Annotated in this window: 18 protein-coding genes and 1 tRNA gene; 9 read left to right on the top strand and 10 right to left on the bottom strand. The window is 41.9% G+C overall.

The window, feature by feature from the left end; all coding sequences use genetic code 11:
* Window positions 1–123 precede the first annotated feature (123 nt).
* The 4 genes from B9Y69_RS02510 to argS all read right to left on the bottom strand — a co-directional run bounded on the left by B9Y69_RS02510 (window position 124) and on the right by argS (window position 6,316).
* Window positions 124–1,731: a M60 family metallopeptidase gene (locus tag B9Y69_RS02510; protein ID WP_085471421.1), complete on the bottom strand. Its 1,608-nt coding sequence runs from the start codon at window positions 1,729–1,731 to the stop codon at window positions 124–126.
* A gap of 525 nt (window positions 1,732–2,256) precedes the next feature.
* On the bottom strand, window positions 2,257–3,450 hold the full coding sequence (locus tag B9Y69_RS02505; RefSeq protein WP_085471420.1) for a BaiN/RdsA family NAD(P)/FAD-dependent oxidoreductase: 1,194 nt from the start codon (window positions 3,448–3,450) through the stop codon (window positions 2,257–2,259).
* Window positions 3,450–4,529 carry a Gfo/Idh/MocA family oxidoreductase gene (locus B9Y69_RS02500; RefSeq protein WP_085471419.1) on the bottom strand — a complete coding sequence of 360 codons (1,080 nt, stop codon included), beginning with the start codon at window positions 4,527–4,529 and terminating at the stop codon, window positions 3,450–3,452. The genes B9Y69_RS02505 and B9Y69_RS02500 overlap by 1 nt, the downstream gene beginning before the upstream one ends.
* 2 nt (window positions 4,530–4,531) lie before the next feature.
* Window positions 4,532–6,316: an arginine--tRNA ligase gene (argS, locus tag B9Y69_RS02495; protein WP_085471418.1), complete on the bottom strand. Its 1,785-nt coding sequence runs from the start codon at window positions 6,314–6,316 to the stop codon at window positions 4,532–4,534.
* A 109-nt stretch (window positions 6,317–6,425) separates the two neighbouring features.
* On the opposite strand from argS, the gene B9Y69_RS02490 reads away from it, so the two are divergent.
* Window positions 6,426–7,817, top strand: coding sequence for an arginine decarboxylase (locus B9Y69_RS02490; protein ID WP_085471417.1), 1,392 nt, complete (start codon window positions 6,426–6,428; stop codon window positions 7,815–7,817).
* 79 nt (window positions 7,818–7,896) lie between these two features.
* Here the strand turns inward: B9Y69_RS02490 and B9Y69_RS02485 are convergent, their stop codons facing one another.
* The 4 genes from B9Y69_RS02485 to B9Y69_RS02470 form a co-directional block, all read right to left on the bottom strand.
* A complete protein-coding gene (locus tag B9Y69_RS02485) occupies window positions 7,897–9,399 on the bottom strand; it encodes an alpha-L-fucosidase (RefSeq protein ID WP_134433300.1) in 1,503 nt (500 codons plus the stop codon).
* A 9-nt stretch (window positions 9,400–9,408) separates the two neighbouring features.
* On the bottom strand, window positions 9,409–11,508 hold the full coding sequence (locus B9Y69_RS02480; protein ID WP_085471415.1) for a glycoside hydrolase family 2 protein: 2,100 nt from the start codon (window positions 11,506–11,508) through the stop codon (window positions 9,409–9,411).
* Between the two features lie 216 nt (window positions 11,509–11,724).
* Window positions 11,725–13,164 (bottom strand): dicarboxylate/amino acid:cation symporter, encoded by a 1,440-nt coding sequence (locus B9Y69_RS02475; protein WP_085471414.1) that lies wholly within the window; start codon window positions 13,162–13,164, stop codon window positions 11,725–11,727.
* 258 nt (window positions 13,165–13,422) lie between these two features.
* Window positions 13,423–13,499 (bottom strand) — tRNA-Arg (locus B9Y69_RS02470).
* Between the two features lie 192 nt (window positions 13,500–13,691).
* Between B9Y69_RS02470 and B9Y69_RS02465 the strand changes: the two genes are divergently transcribed.
* The 3 genes from B9Y69_RS02465 to B9Y69_RS02455 are packed head-to-tail and all read left to right on the top strand — an operon-like array spanning window position 13,692 to window position 15,129.
* On the top strand, window positions 13,692–14,135 hold the full coding sequence (locus B9Y69_RS02465) for a VOC family protein (RefSeq protein ID WP_085471413.1): 444 nt from the start codon (window positions 13,692–13,694) through the stop codon (window positions 14,133–14,135).
* A 13-nt stretch (window positions 14,136–14,148) separates the two neighbouring features.
* Window positions 14,149–14,670: an SRPBCC family protein gene (locus B9Y69_RS02460; protein ID WP_085471412.1), complete on the top strand. Its 522-nt coding sequence runs from the start codon at window positions 14,149–14,151 to the stop codon at window positions 14,668–14,670.
* 6 nt (window positions 14,671–14,676) lie between these two features.
* A complete protein-coding gene (locus B9Y69_RS02455; RefSeq protein WP_085471411.1) occupies window positions 14,677–15,129 on the top strand; it encodes an SRPBCC domain-containing protein in 453 nt (150 codons plus the stop codon).
* Window positions 15,130–15,153: 24 nt separating this feature from the next.
* Here the strand turns inward: B9Y69_RS02455 and B9Y69_RS02450 are convergent, their stop codons facing one another.
* Window positions 15,154–16,911 carry an amidohydrolase gene (locus B9Y69_RS02450; protein ID WP_085471410.1) on the bottom strand — a complete coding sequence of 586 codons (1,758 nt, stop codon included), beginning with the start codon at window positions 16,909–16,911 and terminating at the stop codon, window positions 15,154–15,156.
* 154 nt (window positions 16,912–17,065) lie between these two features.
* Window positions 17,066–17,416 (bottom strand): 4Fe-4S binding protein, encoded by a 351-nt coding sequence (locus B9Y69_RS02445; protein ID WP_085471409.1) that lies wholly within the window; start codon window positions 17,414–17,416, stop codon window positions 17,066–17,068.
* Between the two features lie 156 nt (window positions 17,417–17,572).
* Here B9Y69_RS02445 and B9Y69_RS02440 point away from each other — a divergent pair, with 156 nt between their 5' ends.
* From B9Y69_RS02440 to dnaJ, 5 genes are all read left to right on the top strand, one after another.
* The gene (locus tag B9Y69_RS02440) at window positions 17,573–18,586 is read left to right on the top strand and encodes an acyl-CoA reductase (RefSeq protein WP_085471408.1); all 1,014 of its coding nucleotides are present in this window, start codon (window positions 17,573–17,575) and stop codon (window positions 18,584–18,586) included.
* Window positions 18,587–18,619: 33 nt separating this feature from the next.
* A complete protein-coding gene (locus B9Y69_RS02435) occupies window positions 18,620–18,823 on the top strand; it encodes a fructose-6-phosphate aldolase (protein ID WP_085471407.1) in 204 nt (67 codons plus the stop codon).
* 8 nt (window positions 18,824–18,831) lie between these two features.
* The gene (locus B9Y69_RS02430; protein ID WP_085471406.1) at window positions 18,832–19,512 is read left to right on the top strand and encodes a cell division ATP-binding protein FtsE; all 681 of its coding nucleotides are present in this window, start codon (window positions 18,832–18,834) and stop codon (window positions 19,510–19,512) included.
* A 149-nt stretch (window positions 19,513–19,661) separates the two neighbouring features.
* Window positions 19,662–20,201 carry a nucleotide exchange factor GrpE gene (locus B9Y69_RS02425; RefSeq protein ID WP_085471405.1) on the top strand — a complete coding sequence of 180 codons (540 nt, stop codon included), beginning with the start codon at window positions 19,662–19,664 and terminating at the stop codon, window positions 20,199–20,201.
* A gap of 4 nt (window positions 20,202–20,205) precedes the next feature.
* Window positions 20,206–21,354, top strand: a complete 1,149-nt coding sequence (gene dnaJ, locus B9Y69_RS02420) for a molecular chaperone DnaJ (RefSeq protein ID WP_085471404.1) — start codon at window positions 20,206–20,208, stop codon at window positions 21,352–21,354.
* The last annotated feature ends 321 nt before the right edge of the window (window positions 21,355–21,675 follow it).

Raw genomic sequence — 21,675 nt, 5'->3', positions numbered from 1 at the left:
AAAGATAAGCATTTGAAAGTAAAAACGCCATAATTGTGTGAATTATGACGTTTTTGACAAAATTTATGACTATTTCGAATAGAAATAGAACGAAATAGTATACTACGCGGAAGTGTGTATCAACTAATCTTTCAATTGTGTAATATCGACCTTAGGCTTCGGTAGTTGCATCGCCTTAATTGCCGCTTTGCAATTATCGACCATCTCCTGCGTCATCTTATAGGTATAATCACCGTAATCTTCAATATCAAACTCACCTACGTAGAAGAAGCCATACTGATCAAAAAAGTCTGTTAAATCCGTTTTACTCACTTCACATGCTTTTTTCACAAAATTCAGCTGATAAACCGCTGGATTATTAGCCGCTAAACGATCGCTAGCCCAGTCGCCACGGCGACGCCCTCTTCCTTGTGGTTGCTCCGACTTCGCTTGTTGACGGAATGCCTCAAACAAATCGGGATAGAAGTTCGGGTTTTGTCCAGCGCCTTCAAAATAAAGCTGCAGCTGCCAAAAAGGAATTAAGCGATTGAAAACATCCTTATCTTGTAGAAAAGAGATTCGCTTGTCAATAATACTACTACGTGCTGTCGAATAATTATTCTGTTCCGACACCCTTGTTTTATTGCCGAATGACCGCGTAACGTAGAGCGAGAACAGATTGTTACTCACCTCTCCTAATCCGCCCCAATTAAAGTAAGGTCGCAACTGGTGCACATGGCCTACTTCATGCGAGAAGCCCCAGCAAGGATCTCCTTTAATCACGACATCGGGATTGGCAACCATCCCCATGGCATACCCTGGTTTTACGCCCATGTATGCCACACCATCTCCATCTCTGAACATGTAATAATTGTAGTTCACACGAGCTAATATTTTGTTAGCAGGTACTTTGCCGTGCTTTTCGAGCCCCATTAAGCGATGCTGACGGTATACTAAAGAATCGTAGTTATTGATTAAGTCGGTACCACGACCGGCCGCATACTTTTGTAAGGCTTCCTTCGGGTAAGCAACCTGAATATGCTTCCCTTTTGCATCCAAAACAGGATACACTGTATTGGCAATTAGCTTGTCCCAATCGGCATTAGTATTACACTGATTATCGAAATATCCATTGACAGCAGCCCCTAAGAAATGAATCTCGACAGCAGGCTGTCCCTTTAACTCTTCCACAAAATAATCTACGTACGCCAATCCTCCAAAATCTTTCACATCAATGATATTAACGCCGTTGCGCAAACTAAAAGTTTGTCTTTTCAATCCCCAGCCATTTGGATCCTTTGTCGGGTCTTCCACCCCTTGCGGTGCACGGCGTTCCCAGTTAGGTACTAATAAATTTACCGGTGTTTCGCCTGTTATCCCATCGACTATGATAACATTTTTCCCGATCGGCAAGTAAATCCCGGTGATATTTTCGTATTTGCTGTAACCGTCACCAATAGACAAATCATGGCCCAAAACAGTCGGCGAAAGGATCGGTTGATATTTTGCAACACGGTATGTAGTGCTGTACTGGTTTTTTAAAAGTTGAGTAGCAACCGTTTTAATTTCTTTGTTTTGAATCTTGTTGATGGCAGCCAATGCTGTTCCTTTTTTCAATTGCGTCGCCATTGGATTAGCGAACACGGAAAGATCTTGGTACACAGCTGAAACTTCTTTCGCTGTTTGCGCATACCCAACCTGTAAAGATGCAGCAGCACTTAACAGAAAAAATAGTAATCCCTTTTTGTTCATTTTTTGTTCGTTGGTACTTGAATGTGGTTTGTAGAATGTAGTTGGTTGTTTGTAGTTCGTGGTTTATTGTTCGTTGTTTGTAGAAATTGTCTTTAATAGTTGGTTATTGATAGTTTACTGTTTGATGAGCACTATCTTCAAACAAAAAACACCGTTATCTGGCACTAAACTAGGTTAATTATCAAATTTTGATAAATGGAAGGTGTAACATTCCTGAAACAAAAAATCATAAAAGGACAAATACGCAGACTAGCGTATTAGTAAATCGTTTGCGTAATTTTAGGTGGTTTTTAGTGCTTCGTTTCGAGTTTGTAGTAAATCCACAAACTAACAAACAAGAACGACAGGAGCTTACTAGTAGAGGTGAGTTTACAAAAGGACAGAAGTTGTTACAAAGGGCAGTTTCAAAGGACACGAGCCACAGGCTCGCGCCAGCAAAGTGGCCCACAAACCACCTACGAACTACCAACTACTCCCTACCAACCACAAACTCCCCTCTACCAACTACCAACTACCAACTACCAACTAAATATCTTGTGCAATCAAGTAACCTGAGGCCCAGGCCCATTGAAAATTATAACCACCGAGCCACCCCGTGATATCTACGGCTTCGCCACCGAAGTACATCCCGGACATCTTTTTTGACTCCAGCGTTTTTGGATGCAGCTCGTCCGTAGAAATGCCACCACGCATGACTTCCGCTTTATCGTAGCCTTTATCACCGGCTGGTTTTACAGTAAACTGATGGATGGTTGTATTGATAAGTTTAGCATCAGCTTTGCTCAGCGACGCTATTTTTAGGTGTATAGGCAGAAACTTTCCTAGCGCCTCCACCATCTTTTTCGTAAAAAAATCATTCAACAACTGTCCAACCATACGTTTCCCCCCTTGCTCCCGCTCCTCTTTGAGAAGCTGTTCAAACTTATGGTTAGGCAACAAGTCGATCGTTATCGTTTCTCCTGGATTCCAGTACGAAGAAATCTGCAAAATAGCCGGCCCACTCAATCCCCAATGTGTAAAGAGAATATTCTCTTCGAAGGAAATCTTGTTGGTCGAGACACGCGCAAAGACCGAATTTCCTGCCAATGAAGCATACCAATCCGCGTCCTTACCTGTTATCGTTAAGGGAACCAATGCGGGCGCAGTCGGCTCCACTGCCAAGCCATACTTACGTGCTATGCGAAGTGCAAAATCAGATGCACCCAATTTAGCCACAGGCAGTCCACCTGAAGCGAAAACAACTTTAGCAGTTTGAATTACCTGTAGACGTCCCTCTCTTTCGATCGTCAGCGTATACCCACCATCAACATGTTCTACCTCCTTCACTAAGGTATTGAGCCAAATATCCTGTCCCGTTTCATACATCAACTTCGTAAAAACGGCCACAATATCTTTTGCTTTATTCGTTGTCGGAAACAATTGCCCCAACGTTTTCTCTTCCCCAACGATTCCACCATGCCCTTCAAAAAAATTGATGGTATCATCAACTGTCCATTGCGCAAAAGCAGCATTAAGAAAATCAGGATTAGCGGATATAAAATTTGCTTTCGAGGTATAGAGGTTCGTGAAGTTACAGCGTCCACCACCTGAGATCAATATCTTAGCGCCTGGTTTATCGTTACGTTCTAATACCAACGTCTTCTTTCCCAACATCCCAGCCTGCACCGCACACATCAAGCCGCAGGCGCCAGCACCTACAATAACCGCATCATACCCCATTAATACGCAATTAAATCATCGGGAGCTAAAGTAATTGTACGTTGTTCCGCCCAAGACTGCTCTGCAAGCTCTAACAGACGAATAACATCCCGGCCTTGTGCTGCTGTTACCGTAAAGCTAGACTCACCTTTTAAGGTCGAAGCCACATTCTTATAAAAATCTTGTCCGGTTCCCACCTCACTCACAACCTTCTCCACGTGATCTGCACCATTTTCGATAATATTCAAAACGCCCTGAATCTCTTCCCCCTCTTTACCCCAATCCGTAGACTCATGCGGCAGTGCTCCGGCACGCAATAGGTTTTCCTGTGGGTCGACACCATGTTTCACAAAAGATCCATTCCAGCCATACAAAGCAAATCGAGGGGTAGGCTCTTTCGCCAACATCTGCCCGAAAAGGGATACTTTTAACTTCGGATAGCTTAATATAAACTCAAAATCATCCACGGCTTGTGCACCTTCACGCTGCCGACGTAAGTCGGCAAAAATACGCTCTGGTTTCCCAAATAGTTGTAATGCCTGATCCAACAGATGTGCCCCTAAATCATAGTGAATACCTGACCCCGGAAGATCGATCTCCCGCCATGCACCTGGGCGCAAAAAGTTACGAAAACGATCATAGCGCGCTTGGTAATTCACGAGTGGACCTAAACGACCACTCTCGATAAGTTTTTTAACCGTTTTATAATCAGAATGAAAACGGGCATTATGATGCACCGTCAATAACAGTCCCTTTTCCTTCGCCAAAGCAAGTAACGCATCAGCTTCCGCCACGGTATTGGTAAATGGTTTTTCTACCACGACATGTTTACCCGCTTCTAAAGCTTGCTTTGTCAACTCGAAATGCACATCATTTGAGGTGGCTACAACGACCAAATCGACATCCGGATCGTTGATAATATCATCTGCAGATGGAACCGCTATTGCCGTTGGATAACGACTTGCTAAAAGCGCCTGCTGATCCGCCTTCCGTGCGGTCACTTTATAAAGCTCCAAATCGGGATTACCCGCTATAAACGGCGCATGAAAAACCTGTCCGCCAATCGAAAAACCGATTAAACCTATCTTAAACTTTGCCATAATTACATTCTTTCTGGAACCTGGATACCTAATAGACGCATACTCTCCGCAATAATGCGTGCAGCAACAGCCGACAGGTGTAAGCGAAAATGTTTCACCGACTCAACCTCTGCTTTGAGAATCGTTTCTTCGTGATAGAATTTATTATACAATTTCGCTACATCGTATACATAGTTTGCGAGCTGTGCTGGTGAAAACTCGCTCGCCGCAGCGCTTAGAACTGTTGCATAGTTACCTAAAGACTGAATAAGATCACGCTCATAAACAGATAGATTATCTACACTACTTAAAGGAAGACTTTCGGTATATTCTGCTTTACGTAACACAGATTTGATACGTGCATACGTATATTGGATAAAAGGGCCAGTATGTCCTTGGAAATCCACCGATTCATTCGGATCGAACAACAATCTTTTCTTCGGATCTACTTTCAGTAAGAAATACTTTAAAGCGCCCATACCGATCGTATTGTAAAGCACGGCTTTCTCCTCTTCCGTAAAACCTTCAGTTTTCCCGAGCTCTTCGGTACGAAGCTTCGCTGTTTCCACCATCTCCGCCATCAAATCATCCGCATCAACAACTGTTCCTTCGCGAGATTTCATCTTACCCGATGGTAGATCGACCATGCCGTATGAAAGGTGGAACAAACCATTAGCCCAAGGTTTACCCAATTTCTTCAAGATGGCAAACAACACTTTAAAGTGGTAGTCTTGCTCATTCCCCACCACATAAATAGATTCGTTCATCTGAAACTCATCGTATTTCAATTGTGCGGTACCTAAATCTTGTGTTATGTATACCGACGTACCATCGCCACGTAACACTAACTTCTCATCCAATCCTTCCGCTGTGAGGTCGATCCATACCGAATTATCTTCTTTCTTGAAGAAAACACCTTTCTCCAATCCTTCTTGAATAATATCTTTACCTAGTAAATAGGTATTCGATTCGTAATAGTATTTGTCGAAATCAACGCCTAATTGGTTATATGTTTTTTCAAAACCTTCATACACCCAACCGTTCATGGTCTTCCATAAACTTATCACTGCATCATCTCCCGCCTCCCACTGTTGCAACATCGCCTGCGCAGCTTTAATCAATGGTGCATTCTTCTTTGCTTCCTCTTCCGTCTGCCCCTGCTCTTTTAGCGCTTCAATCTCTTTCTTGTATTCTTTATCGAAGATGACATAGTATTTACCGACCAGGTGATCACCTTTCAAACCGGCCTGTTCAGGGGTTTCTCCGGCACCAAACTGTTGCCATGCCAGCATCGATTTACAAATATGAATACCGCGATCGTTCACCAAATTAGCTTTAATCACATCATAGCCATCCGCTTTTAAGATCTCAGCCACCGAATACCCTAACAGGTTATTCCGGATATGGCCTAAGTGCAATGGTTTATTTGTATTTGGCGAACTGTATTCCACCATCAAACGCTTTCCATTACGAGGCATCTTACCGTAATCGTCCGCCAACATCACGCGTTGAACCAAATCAATCCAGTAGCTATCAGCGAGGCTGATATTCAAAAATCCTTTAATAACATTGAAATCTACAATTTCGGCAATATTGGCTTTTAAATATTCTCCAATTTCTGCTCCGGTTTGCTCGGGTGACTTTTTAGAGAATCGGGTAACCGGAAAAGTCACAATTGTAATTTGACCTTCAAATTCCTTGCGCGTTTCTTGCAAGGTAATCTGGGTTGTTGGAATCTCTGCTTGATAAAGTGCACTTACAGCATGAGCAGTTTGCTCAATCAATCTCTGTTGAATAGAATTAGCCATGTAATAGTTTCGTAATATTTATAACTTTCTGATAATGAACAAGAAAAATATATTCGTTTATAGTTAAGTATTCATCATGAAAGTATATCTTTGCCAAAAATAATAAAAAATGCAGAGCTATCAGGAATTTCTTGACTTAAGTGTTGGTTTTCCGCAAGACGGATTCGAAATTATCGACGACGAATTGTACTTCCACGACCTGAATTTGATGGAGATGATAGAGACGTATGGCACGCCATTGCGTTTTACCTATTTACCCATTGTCAGTAAAAAAATTCAACAGGCGAAGATCCTTTTTCAAACCGCTATCCTTAAGCACAATTACAGGGGATCGTACAAATATTGTTATTGTACGAAATCTTCTCACTTTAAACACATTGTAGAAGAAGCGTTAAAGAACGACATTCACTTGGAAACCTCTTCGGCTTTTGATATGCCGATGATTGACTCTTTGGAACGTGCCGGAACGGTAACCAAAGATATTACTGTAATCTGTAATGGTTTCAAAACCTACCAGTATAAACAGTATATTATCGATATGATTCATGACGGGTATACCAATATTATCCCGGTATTGGACAACAAAGAGGAGTTCAACCTATATGACGACGAAATCGAGCTGGATCAACCTTGTGCATTGGGTATTCGGATTGCTTCTGAAGAGCAACCGGATTCACAATTCTACACATCCAGACTAGGTATTCGCCAAGAGGATGTCCTTGACTTTTATAACAATAAGATTGCGGATAACCCGAACTTCAAAGTTAAGTTATTGCACTTTTTTATTAACTCCGGTATTTCGGATACGCCGTATTACTGGAATGAGCTAGAGAAATACGTAACACTATACTGTAAATTCAAGAAGGTGAATCCTGATTTGGATACATTGGATATTGGTGGTGGTATGCCTTTCAAAGATTCTTTGGTACACGATTTCGATTACGAATATATGGTAAACGAAATTGTAAATCGTATCAAACAGATTTGTGCACATCACGAAGTAATGGAACCGGATATTATTACGGAGTTTGGTAAATACACCGTCGCTGAAGCTTCAGGTATCTTGTATAAAGTACTGGGGCGCAAGCAACAAAACGATCGTGAGAAATGGTTTATGATTGATGGTTCATTCATCACCAACCTACCAGATGTATGGGCATTGAACCAGAAATACATCTTGTTACCGATCAATAACTGGGATTCCGAGTATGAACGGGTGAATCTTGGCGGCATTACTTGTGATGGTCAAGACTATTACAATCAAGAGGCACATATGAACTCTGTGTTTATGCCAAAAACGCGTAAAGTACAGTATTTAGGTTTCTTTCACACGGGAGCTTATCAAGATGTATTGAGCGGATATGGCGGTATACACCACTGTCTCCTACCTTCCCCGAAACATGTACTTGTTCGTCGTAATAGAGATGAGACATTCAACTACGAGGTGTTTGGTGAAGAACAGAACTCCAAACAAGTAATGAAACTATTGGGCTACCAATAACAGATAAAAAAATAAGGGCTACCAATTTGGTAGCCCTTATTTTTTATCAATCTTCCTCACTTTCCCTTCTTACCTCTCCTTACATCTTTGCGTCCATCAACTTATCGGACTTCGATTGCGGTTGACCCAATTTCATCTTGAGAACAAAAGGTTCGGTACTCTGAAAATCGGTAGGCAATTCGATATCATAATACGTGTTTTTATCTAAATCTAAACCGATATCCGCATGCCGCACCGTCAATGCACCCTTCGTTTTTAACAACATCGCATCTATAGGAGCCATTGTTGCTTTTTTGGGAACCGCTATTCGGATGCTGTTATTTACCGGCCTGTTGAATACCGTTAAATACAAAACATCGCCCTTCTGCGTATAATAACCAAGTTTCGAGGATGGCAAATCCGCATGACGCACGCCATACACCGCTTCACTGTTCACACGCATCCAATCCCCTATTTCCTTTGCCAACTTATCTTCTCCCGGATGCATCATTCCTTGTCCGTCCGGGCCAAAATTAAGCACAAAATTACCGTTCATTGATACGGACTGCATCAGCATATCCAATAAATCGTTGGATGTTTTGGTATACAAGCCAGACCAGTCTTTCATATAGCCCCAACCGTTAGGTGGTATCGTCATAACTGCATCCCAGTCGTTCCCGTCGAGCCATTCGAATGAACCAGGCAACTTCCGTTCCCAGCCTTGCTCATAGTCGCCTAATATCTTTCCATTGCTATCAAAGTGACGCTTCCCATGCTCATCATTCCTAAAGCGAGATCCAATAATCAAACCTGGATGTTTCGCACGCAGGTCTTTCTCGAGCTGGTACGTAAACTCATACGACTGAATCCAGGACTGATCCCATGTTCCATCGAACCAAAACCCTTTCACAGCCGGATAATTATCCAACAGTTCCATTAGTTGGTTCTTGGTATAAGTCAAGAATTTTCCAAACTGCGCCTTTTCCTCATCCGTTTTTGGTGCTTTCCCCATATAATTGGGATTATTCCATTCCAACACCGAAAAGTAGAGATACACATCAATTCCTTCCGCCGTATAGGCATCAACAACCTCTTTGACGATATCGCGCTTATAGGGCGATTTGGTGATATTATAGTCAGAGAATTTTGTTGGCCACAATGCAAAACCATCGTGGTGCTTCGTTGTGAAAATCATGTACTTCGCTCCCATCGCTTTGGCTTGCTTAGCCCAAGCTTTCGCATCGAAGCTTTTAGGGTTAAACTGCTTGTACAGATTATCATAGGTATTTTTCCAGTCTTTCGGCACCGTATTTCCGCCCCAAGAACGGATCCACTCCGAAGCGGCGGCACCACCACGTGCGCTCACCCCTTCCCATTCATTTCCAGGAATGGCATAAACACCCCAATGAATAAACTGACCGAGGCCATAATTTCGAAACGCTTCCATGTCCTTATCCGTCCGTTTAGCCGGTGTAATTGGGCCGTATTTCACTTCTTTTGTCTCTGTTGGCTTTGGCTTTGGTCCAGTCCATTGCCCCACAGCGGACATCGTTGTTGCCACAGCAAAAGCGGCAACAAGGCTTGCTCTAATTGTGCTATTCATAATCGTTTATTATTGCAGTGTCCATACCATTTCATCCACCAGTTCTTTCCCAGCGGTGGTCCCTTTTGCTTGGATTTTATTTTCGCCCTTTTGGAGCGATACTTGGTCTACCACCCAATGCTTGGCATTCACTCCATTTTTTGCATGATACACTTTACCGTTCACTGAAATAGTGACTGCCGATAGATTGGAAAATACCTGAATCTTAGTAATCGCTGCTGTACGTTGGTGATCGCGACGGTTCGCCAAATACAACATCGGCTCTGGATTCCAATTTGCTTTGTACCAATAGAATGAATCTTTCTTCCGTTTACGGTCAAATGTTACTAATCCCTTTAGGTTTCGTGCGTTTACGCCTCCCCGGTTCCATGCGGGAACAGCAAACTCAAACATATTCCACACATAAGAAGCGACGATGATCGGGTTCTTCTCAATGGCAGCCCATTGTTGAATATGCGTTTCTGTTTGGTAATTCTCTGGGAAAGACTTTCCAGATACGACGTCTTTCGGCTGCTGCAAGAGCTCCTGACCTATATCCATATTTCCATCTGCCCCGTACTCGGTAAGCATCACCTTATACGCCGGAAAGTCTCGTTGCACCTTTTCTGCCCATGGCCCCAGATCTTCGATCTTACCACCGTACCAACCGAAATAATGGTTTATCCCTTGGACATCGGTACTCAGGTTTTCTTGTCTATCGACCACATTGTAACCTGTTACAGCGCCCGTATAGCGGTCAGGGTCTAATGTTTTGGCTATATCATTGAGCTCCCGCGAAAGAACAGGCACCTGCTCGTCGGCCGTCTTGGAATACACTTCGTTATGAACGCCCCAAATGTATATGGATGGGTGATTAAAGTTTTGTTTAACCAACTCATTCATTTGTTGCTTCGCGTTATCATGCTCATAATAAGAAACACGGTTAACAAACGGAATCTCGGCCCAAACGAGGAAACCCAAGCTATCGGCCAATGAATAGGTATCAGGCGATTGTTGGTAATGTGCCAGACGAACAGTCGTTACGCCAAGCTCCTTCATCATCAGAAAGTCTTCTTTATGTTGCGCAAAGGTCAACGCCGAACCATACCCCAGACGATCCTGGTGGCGAGCAACGCCGTACATGGGATATTTCTTCCCGTTTAAAAACACGCCTTTACCTGCCACAATCTCAACCGTACGCACGCCTAATGGTTGTTTTACTATGTCCAACTCCTTTCCGCCATGCACCAACTTGGTCGTCACAGCATATAAATGAGGATCCCGAACACCATCCCACAGGTGTGGTTTCTCCAATCTGAGGGTTTGATCCACATAAGTAACGCCTTGTGGACTAATGGTCACGGGTTTCTTTTGGGATAGGACAACCTTACCCTCCATATTTGTGATTTCCGTCAGTAGATCGACTTGCTGTATGGTCTTTTCTTTGGTTTCTAATTTAGCTGAGACTGTAATATCGGCACTTTTTGCAGAAACATTTTTCTGACGGATATAGATACCGGCAGAAGCTTGATCAGTTACCACAAAATTAGTCTTGGCGGTGGTGATTAAAGAGACGGGCCGATAAAGACCGCCATAGACCGGAAACAAGAACTGATTGATGGGTAATACATCTTTCCGCGATTTATTATCGACTACGACTGTTACGACATTTTCTTTTTCGTAGTCAATCGAGTTGGTTATCTCAAACACGAACATGGAGTAACCGCCCTTATGCTCTCCGATATAACTATCGTTTACATATAACTGCGCAACCGCCCCTACACCTTCAAACTTTAGGAAGGTACGTTTTTGCTTCTGATCGGCCGCTGTGTTGAACCTCTTTCGATAAACAGCTTTTCCTTCGAAGAAGTTTCGATCTTGCTGCATATCGTCTTTATTATAGGTATGTGGCAGGGTTACATTATCCCAAATCTCCAGCTTGGTCCATTGTCCTTGCGATTCAACGTACTTCTGCCCATTTTCAAAATCGGTAAAAAAAGTACTGTTATTAGCCTTATAAAACTGCCATCCATCGTTAAAGGACTGCATTGTACGTGACTGTCCAAAACTGGCACTAGATAGTAGCATACCTACAGCACATAATGTAGATAGCTTCTTCAGATTCATCATTCTGTTACGGTTATAATTTACAATCTCTAAGATAGGGATTAATAGAGGAGAGTTTTGGACACAATCGATTGTTTGAACGACGAAAACGTTTACGTAACGGCTATGACACACAAAAAAAGAGACACAAATTAATTGTGTCTCTTTTTGGTATATTTAGTTCGACATAAGCCCAAAGGGCTCAGTATAGCTAAATCTGGTATCGTTAAATCAGCTGTATTACGACTCGCTGGTATCTTCACGGAAAGGCGCTTCTTCATCAAATTCTCCTTCCCATTTAGCCACAACGACCGTTGCCAGGCAGTTTCCGATAACATTTACCGAGGTCCGTGCCATATCCATCAATTCATCGATACCTAAAATTGCTGCAATAACGAAAGTAGGTAAACCAAACTGATCGGCTGTTGCGATCAATACAATTAGGGAAGCACGCGGAACCGCAGCAACACCTTTAGAAGTAATCATTAACGTAAAGGCGATAAGCAATTGCTGCCCAATAGTTAACTCAATACCAGCAGCTTGCGCAACAAATATAGAGGCTAAAGAAAGGTATAAAGATGTTCCATCTAAATTGAAGGAATATCCCGTTGGAATTACAAAAGAAACGATTTTTCGCGGTACACCAAATTTCTCCATCGCGCTCATGGCTTTCGGTAAAGCCGCATCTGAACTGGTTGTCGCAAAGGCTATTGAAACCGGCTCTTTTATGGCCTGTATAAATTTCTTTACCGGCACCTTTAAAAATAGGGCTACAGGCAATAGGACCAAACCTAAAAAAGCAAAAAGAGCCAAGTATAGACTTCCTAAGAGCATGAAAAGATTTTTTAAAATATCCGCTCCCAAGTGACCTACCGTATACGCCATAGCTGCGCCGACACCGATCGGTGCAAACATCATAACCAAGTTCGTAAACTTAAACATAGCTTCAGAAAGACTTTCTGTAAAGTCAACCAACGGTTTTCGTTTCTTCTCCTCGACAAGCGCTAATCCAATACCGAAAAGCACCCCGAAAATTACGATCTGAAGAACTTTATTCTCATAAACCGACTTTACTATGTTCTCTGGAAATGTATCTCGAACAAAGGCATTGAACTTGTAGAGACCATGTACACTTTCATCAATATGACTCAGCGCTTTGGCGTCACTATCGGTCAAAGCTGACATCTTCGGTAGTTCTTCATGCGGCATATTAGCGACATCGACTCCTACCCCTGCCTTCGTTAAGTTAATAACGATAAGTCCAATAAAAATAGCACAAGAAGTGGCGAGAAAGAAGTACAACATGGATTTCCAGGCCATACGTCCGACAGATTTCAGGTCCGAATGTCCTGCAATACCAAATACCAAGGTGGCAAAAAGTATAGGACCAACAATCGTCTTCACTAATTTAATAAAGCCCTGCGAGAGTGGTTGCATTGCTTTCGCTACTTCAGGAAAATCGAGTCCGACGAAAACCCCTAGAATCAAACATGTTAATATCCATGTAGTCAGGTTTTTACGAACAATAGCATTCAGGGTTAAGACAGCGCCTACGATCCACCGTACAAACATCATAACATTCGGATGGATGGTAAACCAATCGAACTCATAAATTAAGGTCAGAATAATCGCAATCGAAACAGTGAAAAGGGTTAGATACCCAATTTGTTTTTTTAGCATGTAGTGTTATTTATGTTTCTTGGTAGCAAAAATATAAAAATAGGCATGGTATCCAAAATCTATAATGCAGTTAGGGCTGACCCCTGTATAGAAAAGTTACGCTTAAAGCCTATTTTTCTTACCTAAAATTAACAGCCTATCCGTACAACATGTGTAGATTAAAGCATAAAAAATAGTTCAATTCAAGGTTTTGTTTTGAATTCAAGAATCAGCACAAAACGAAAAAAGCCTGCTAATCAAATGATTGCAGGCTTTTGTTGGTACGCCAATCAGGGTTCGAACCTGAGACCTACGGTTTAGAAAACCGTTGCTCTATCCAGCTGAGCTATTGGCGCCTCCGTTTGTGCTACAAAAGTAGCTATTTGAGGCAAATAAGCAAAATTAATTCTCTTTTTTTTTGCGTCCTAATGCCGTTCAAACGGAAGCTACTTATACTGAGCCGCTTATTTTTCTTGCCATAGGACAAGCATAACATTGAAAATTCTATACTATCTTTGGTTTACTTATAAACTTAAAAAATTAACACCATGGCTAAAGTACATTTTTATCTAAACTTCAACGGGAACTGCGACGAAGCTTTCACATTTTACCAGTCCGTATTTGAAGTTCCTTCTTTAGGTACACATCGCTTTGGCGACATGCCTGAAGACCCTCATGTAACAATTCCTGCCGAACAAAAAAACAAAGTACTCCATACTGCACTTCAGATTAACGAGCAAGTCATGCTCATGGGGTCTGACTGTGTGGAAGGTTTTGGCCCAAAGGTCACTTTTGGCACAGGAACTTATATTATGCTGGATACCGACACACCGGAAGAGGCCCAAAAACTACACACCAGACTTACCAAAGATGCTCAAAACATCGAAATGGATCTGGGGGAAACATTCTTTGCCGAACTATTCTCCTCTTTTATCGACCGATTTGGTATCGCTTGGATGGTTCACTATGAAGGAAACAAGAAATTAGGATAAACAAATAAAAACCATGAAAATTTTAAAGTATATACTGTTTATTGTCTTAGGACTTATTGCGGCCGTCCTCATCGTTGCCCTGATCGTGCCTAAAACATTCCATGCCGGAAGCACTATTAGTATCAACAAACCGGCAAACGAAGTTTTCGACTATGTTGTTTTGCTTCGTAATCAAGGGAACTACGACAATTGGTCAAAACAAGATCCAAATATTGATAAAAAATATACCGGAACGGATGGCACAGTTGGCTTTACTTACGAATGGAAAAGCAAGAAAGTTGGCGATGGAAAACAAGTTATCACCCAGATCGATCCCGGAAAAAAGGTGGAGATGAACCTCTTTTTCAATGGTTCGGAGACAGCCAACCCTTCTTCGTTTGTGGTAACACCGATCGACAGTGTCAGCAGTACAGTAGAATGGCAAATTGATGGAACAATGCCCTACCCTTTCAATATCATGTCTTTATGTTATGATATGAACAAGGATTTCGATGCGGGCTTACAAAATCTAAAGCGTATCTTGGAAAAAAACTAAGAAGATATGACGTTGACTGCTAATGCCTCTATACAAATACAAAAGCCCATTGCCGAAGTATTTGAAGCGATTGTAGACCCCGAAAAAATGCGAAATTATTTTATTTCGCACGCTTCAGGCACATTGGAGCCCGGGGTAACGGTACAATGGTCTTTTCCTGAATTTGAAGGAAACTTTCCGGTTCTCGGAAAGGAGATTCAGCCGTTCTCCTATATTTCATTTGATTGGAGCGCTGGTAAGGAAGGACAGCTCGTTGAAATTTTCTTAACACCACAAGAAGATGGTTCGACGGTCGTGAAAATAGTAGAAAGCACAATGGAAAACACGGAAGAAGGGATATTAGCCATGAAACAGCAAACAGAAGGATGGGCCAACTTCCTGGCCTGTCTAAAAGCTTTTTTAGAATACGGCATCAATCTCCGCACTGGAGCTTTTGATTTTATGAGAGAAAAGAAGTAAAACAACCTTCACGTCGCTTAATGCTTATTTCGCAACGTAAAGTGTAATCCCCTCCTTGATGGTCTCCGCAACTTTAATATTGCGGAGATCTTTCGGATCCATCGCTAATGGATTGCTATCTAAAATCACCAAATCAGCCAACTTACCTTTCGCAATCGACCCTTTATCATGCTCTTCATGGTATTGATAAGCAGCATTAATCGTGATGGCTCGTAACGCATCCATAACAGAGATACGTTGATCTGCCCCCAAAACGACACCACTTCTTGTTGTTCTATTTACCGCAGCATAAACAGCTGTTAACAGATTAGGTGGTGTAACCGGAGAATCATGATGAATAGTAAATGGTATACCGGCATTTTTTGCGGCTTGCGTCGGACTTAAGAATGCGGCTCTTGCGGAGCCAAAAACGTTATTCACAGACCAATCTCCCCATAGGTGTACATACGCCGGAAAGTAAGACGGAATCAAACCTAAGGCTTTAATTTTCGACATATGATCAGGACGGCTATTTTGCCCCTGAATTAACGTCGCCCGAATATCCTCGGTATACACACCTTCGCGAGATAATTGTTCCACCACACGAAGTGCCTGATCGATAGCTGCATCACCATTGACATGGAGCTGCGCCGTTACCTTTTGTAGGAACAGACACTTCAGATCCTCGTATAATACAGAATCCGGATATATAGACCTCCCCCGATACGTACTGCTTTCTCCAGCAGGTGGCACCAGATAAGGAGCTGTAAGCCAGGCAGCCTTCCCTTGTGTAGAGCCATCACTGGAAAATTTAAATCCACCAAGCTTTAGTCGATCTCTATATTTCATATAATCCGCCTTCATAGACCCTATTTCATTCCGTACCGATTCAAAGTCCGGGAAATAAATGACATCTACTTGAAAGAGACCTTCAGAAGCCACCGTTTTTAACAATTCCATACTCCCATTCATCGTTCGACCATCACAAACTGTTGTCTGCCCATTTCGGATCCATAATTCTTGTGCATTAACCAAACGCTCAATCTTCTTTTTAAGCACATCTTTTGGATGATCGCCTGTCGGCAGTTTGGCCATCAATGTGGCTAAGGCATGGAAAGTGGCATTTCCGTCTAACCTCCCATTTAGCCGATCACCTAGCGAGTTCCTGGCGTAATCATAATAGCCACCTTCAGTATCTTTCGTTTTCTCATTAATCCCTAACAGCGCTAACATAGCAGAATTAACAACAGACATAGAACCGGAGGCGTGCAATACCATAATAGGGTGTTTTGAGCTCACAGCATCCAGTTCATCCCGCGTCGGATGGCGATGTTCACTCATCATGGCATCATCGTACCCATGCCCGATAACAGGGGTGCCAGCAGAAATACTATCTGTTCTGATGTACGTACGCAATACCTGCTGTATGTTCTTAATCGAATTCACTTTCCCAGGAAGCGCAGGCGATAAATCCACAGCTCCTTCCAGATCGGCCACCGCAGTAAGATGGCTATGTGTATCGATAAAACCCGGAAGTAATGTTTTTCCTTTCAAGTCGCGCAGCACCGTGCGCTTGTCCTTATAGTCCTCACTTTCCTCCAACATCCCTACAAAGAGAATCTTTCCATCCTTAACCCCAACGGCCTCAACTAAAGAGTCTTTTCCTCCCTCCATCGTAATAATCGGTCCCCCATAAAAAATAATGTCGGCCTTTTGTTTCACCGCAGGTTGTGAACAGGAGAAAAACAAAGTCAGTCCAACCCCCTGCAAACACAGGGTCAGTCTATTGATACAATTAAACATAAATTGATAGTAGTTTTTATTAACTATAAAAACAATAATTTTCTATTTATGTTTTAAAAGAAGTAAAGAGAGTGAAGACGTAAAGAGAGAGATATTCCAAATAAAAAAAGCGCTTCCTAATGGAAACGCTTTTATATATCTTAAAATATAGTTACTATTCTGCGTGCAACCATGCTTTTTTCGCTAAAAGTTCTTCTTCACTTTCAACAACTTCTTCATCTTCCACGCAACAGTCTACCGGACAAACAGCAGCACATTGTGGTTCATCGTGAAAACCAACACACTCTGTACATTTATCAGAAACGATATAATAGACTTCATTTGAAATAGCATCTTGCGATGCTGCTGCATCCAACGTTACGCCATCACCAAAATCTATCACACCATCCAAAGCGGTACCGTCTGCAAATTTCCACGGCACACCAGCATCATATATTGCATTATTTGGGCATTCTGGTTCGCATGCCCCGCAGTTTATACACTCGTCAGTAATTTTAATTGCCATTTATAACCTTACAATTATAATAAATAAACTAATTTTGTCTTGTCATCAGAGTTTCTACTAAACCCCGAATAAATCTATACAAAGCTAGTAGTTATTTCTTAATGACGGACAAAGATAACGGAAAAAAATATCAGAATAATTCTAAATAATAAGATTTTGACACTGAATCAACGAATAAAAGCCTTCGCCGCCTTGGGTGATTTTCTACGAAGCAAACCACAAGTATTACGCGATGTTATCGCACAAGCTGCTGTAAAAAACCCGTGGTACACCCCTGCCAACACAATAAAACAGATGGAAGCGATCGCAAGTAACCTTGAATATGACAAGCTCGAAGCATGGGTTGCACCTTTCGGAGATATCGATACAACAAAAAAAGTAGGACTTATTTTAGCAGGTAACATCCCTTTGGTCGGCTTTCACGATATACTAGCGGTCTTAATTGCAGGTTTTACCGCACAGATTAAAGTTTCCTCTGACGATGCTGGCCTCACTTCTTTTCTACTAAACGCACTCGTAGAAATAGAACCACAATTTGCTACGCAGATTGAAGTCGTGGAGCGCTTGAAAGATTTTGATCTCATCATCGCTACAGGGAGTGACAATAGCTCTCGTTATTTTGAGTATTATTTTGGTCAAAAACCAAATATCATTCGAAAAAACAGAAACTCAATAGCCATCTTAACTGGACGTGAAAGTAGGGAGCAACTCGAAGCCTTGGGGCATGATATATTTGATTACTTCGGTCTGGGGTGTCGTTCTGTTTCCAAACTTTATATACCGAAAGACTATCCCATCGATCATTTTTTTGAAGGCATCGAAATCCATAAAGGAATAATTGACCATTTCAAATACGGAAATAACTACGATTATAATAAATCGATCTACCTTATAAATGGCGATAAGCATTTTGACAATGGTTTTCTTCTGTTAAAGGAGGACACCAAATTTGCGTCTCCTCTAGCCGTTGTCTTCTACGAGACCTACGAAAGTTTAGAAGATCTAACCGCTAAACTGGAACTGGAAAAAGATAAAATCCAGTGTATCGTCACGCCATCAGCAATAAGCTTAGACATTCCTACGTTTGAATTAGGAGGTAGTCAAACCCCCTCTTTAACGGATTATGCCGATGGCGTAAATACGTTAGCGTTTTTGAAAGCAAATGCATAGACAGATTCTTTAAAAAAATTTTAACTTTGTTTTATGTATGTTATTAAAGTCAAAGGCGTCGCAAAAATACCCGACTACGTGCAATTGCGGGATAGCGCTTTTACGCTGTTAGCATATTTTCGTGTCGATCGTCCCGACAAATCCCTAGAGAAGCTTGGTTTGGGCGATAAAGCGGAGTATATTATGCAAGTGGTCAAAGAGATGCCCTTTGGGCAGATAAAAAAAATTGATGTTTAAATCATATTATGGCAGAAAATACAGTTATCAAACTTAAAAACGTAAATATATACCAACAGAAGCACCTGGTGCTTTCGCATGTTAATTTGGATATTCAACAAGGTGAATTCATTTACCTCATCGGTCAGTCTGGTACGGGAAAAAGTAGTTTGCTTAAAATTATTTACGGAGATCTCTACATTGCGGATGGAGAAGGGATGGTTGCAGGATTCGACCTACGCAAGTTGCATGAAAATGATGTTCCTTATTTACGTCGTAAATTGGGTATTGTATTCCAAGATTTCCATTTGTTGAACGATCGTACGGTTGAAAAAAACCTTGAATTTGCACTGCGAGCAACGGGCTGGACAGAGAAAGGTTTAATTGAGAACCGTATGCTCGACGTATTGGAGAAAGTAGGTTTACGTTCTAAGTTACGCAAAATGCCACACGAATTATCCGGTGGTGAGCAACAACGTATTGTGATTGCCCGTGCCCTACTTAACAATCCGGAGATCATCTTAGCCGATGAGCCTACCGGAAACTTAGACCCAGCAACCTCCGAAGAGATTGTTTTATTACTTCGTGATATTGCGGCTGCGGGAACCGCAGTTCTTATGGCGACACATGATTACCAGATCATCCGAAATATGCCTGCGCGGGTGATTAAAACCGCGGACGGCGCCCTACATGACAATGTAACGATATAAGGTCAGATTAGACTGACAGATCATCAAGAAACCGACATTTTGTTTGTTTATTTTCCAAATAAGCTGACAGGGTGTCGGTTTATTTTGCATTGGCAACATAATTGACCACCCCTATTTTAACATATTTAACATAGCTACATAATTTTGATATGACGAACGGACAAGAGAATGATTTTCAAGATGAAAATCTCGAGAATTTGGATCAAACTTCAGCGCAAGGAAGTACAGAAGAGCTATCTTTAGAAGAGAAGTTGCAGAACGAATTAGCAAATGCAAACGATAAGTATACCCGTTTATTTGCTGAATTCGACAATTATAAAAAACGCACATCCAAAGAAAAGGTTGAACTTATTCAATCAGCAAGCAAAGATGTGTTGAATAAACTTTTACCGGTTTTGGACGATTTTGACAGAGCACTAGCGGCTATGCAAACCACCCAAGAAGTAGAAGCGGTAAAAGAAGGAGTAGAATTAGTGAATCAAAAGTTTCGCAAAACATTAACGCAGGAAGGCCTGAAGGAAATGGAAAACCTGATCGGTCAACCATTTGATCCTGAGTTCCAGGAAGCGATTACAGCTATTCCTGCGCCTACTGAAGATTTAAAGAATAAGGTTATTGATGTCGTAGAGAAGGGATACTTCTTGAACGATAAAGTAGTTCGTTTTGCGAAAGTAGTAATAGGTCAATAAGAAGATGTCGAAGAGAGATTATTATGATGTATTAGGTGTTTCCAAGTCTGCGGAAGCTTCAGAGATTAAATCCGCCTACCGTAAGTTGGCGATTAAATTTCACCCAGATAAGAACCCTGATGACAAAGATGCGGAAGACAAATTTAAAGAAGCTGCCGAAGCATACGAGATCCTAAGCAATCCAGAAAAGCGCCAACGGTATGACCAATTTGGACATTCTGGAAATTCAGCTTCAGGTTTTGGTGGTGGCAGCATGAATATGGATGACATATTCAGCCAGTTTGGCGATATCTTTGGTGGAGGAAGCCCTTTTGAGAGCTTCTTCGGTGGTGGTGCCCGTGGTGGTGGCGGCCGTCGTGTGCAACGCGGTAGCAATCTACGTATTAAGGTAAAACTTACACTAGAAGAAATTGCTAAAGGTGTTGAGAAGAAAGTTAAAGTAAACAAACAGATACACTGTCATACATGTAGTGGCACAGGAGCAAAGGATAAATCTTCATACCATACCTGTAACACTTGTGGTGGTTCAGGATCGGTGCGCCGTGTAACGAATACGATCTTAGGTCAAATGCAAACGACAAGCACCTGTCCTACCTGTAACGGTGAAGGTGTTGAGATTACCGCTAAATGTACCACATGTAAGGGCGAGGGTCTAGAACGTGGCGAAGAAACGATCACGATCAACATCCCTGCTGGTGTAAGCGAAGGCATGCAACTCTCCATGAGTGGCAAAGGTAATGCTGCGCCACGCGGTGGTGTACCGGGCGACTTGATTATCTTGATTGAGGAGGTAGCGCACGAAACATTGAAACGTGACGGTATTAATATTATCTACGATCTATACATCAACTTTGCAGACGCCGCATTAGGCACGAGTGTGGAGATTCCGACTATTGATGGCAAAGCCAAGATAAAGATCGATCCAGGAACACAGGGTGGCAAGATTTTACGCTTAAAAGGAAAAGGTATTCCGGAAGTAAATTCGTACCACAAAGGTGATCAGTTGGTATATGTCAATGTATGGACACCAAAAGCTGTTTCGCAGGAAGAACGTACACTATTGGAGAAACTTAAAAACTCCGCTAACTTTAAGCCACAACCGGGCAAAAGTGAAAAGTCGTTCTTCGAACGGATTAAAGAATATTTCGAATAAAAAAAGTATAATACAATAAAAGATCCCTCCTTGCGAGGGATTTTTTATTAAGCAGTCTTTCTGTCATGACAAGAATGCCGCTTTTCGGCACAAACGGCAGCAGACTCATGTGCCGACTCCAAAATCAGTTCTTCTTTTGTATTTAACGATCTAGAACACAGCATAAATGCAACTATATGACAAAAATAATGTAACAAAAATTCTACAAAACAAGCCTCAGACCAAACAATCGCAAATAAAGACACACAAATACAGATAGTTGCGCAAACAAACATTATTGTGACAAAATAATATTCACTTTGGCACAAGTATTGAACTAAC

Origin of the sequence: Sphingobacterium psychroaquaticum (genome assembly GCF_900177625.1) — a bacterium.
Classification (GTDB): domain Bacteria; phylum Bacteroidota; class Bacteroidia; order Sphingobacteriales; family Sphingobacteriaceae; genus Sphingobacterium; species Sphingobacterium psychroaquaticum.
Note: the sequence above shows the minus strand (reverse complement) of the source record. Positions and strands in the feature narration are given on the sequence as shown.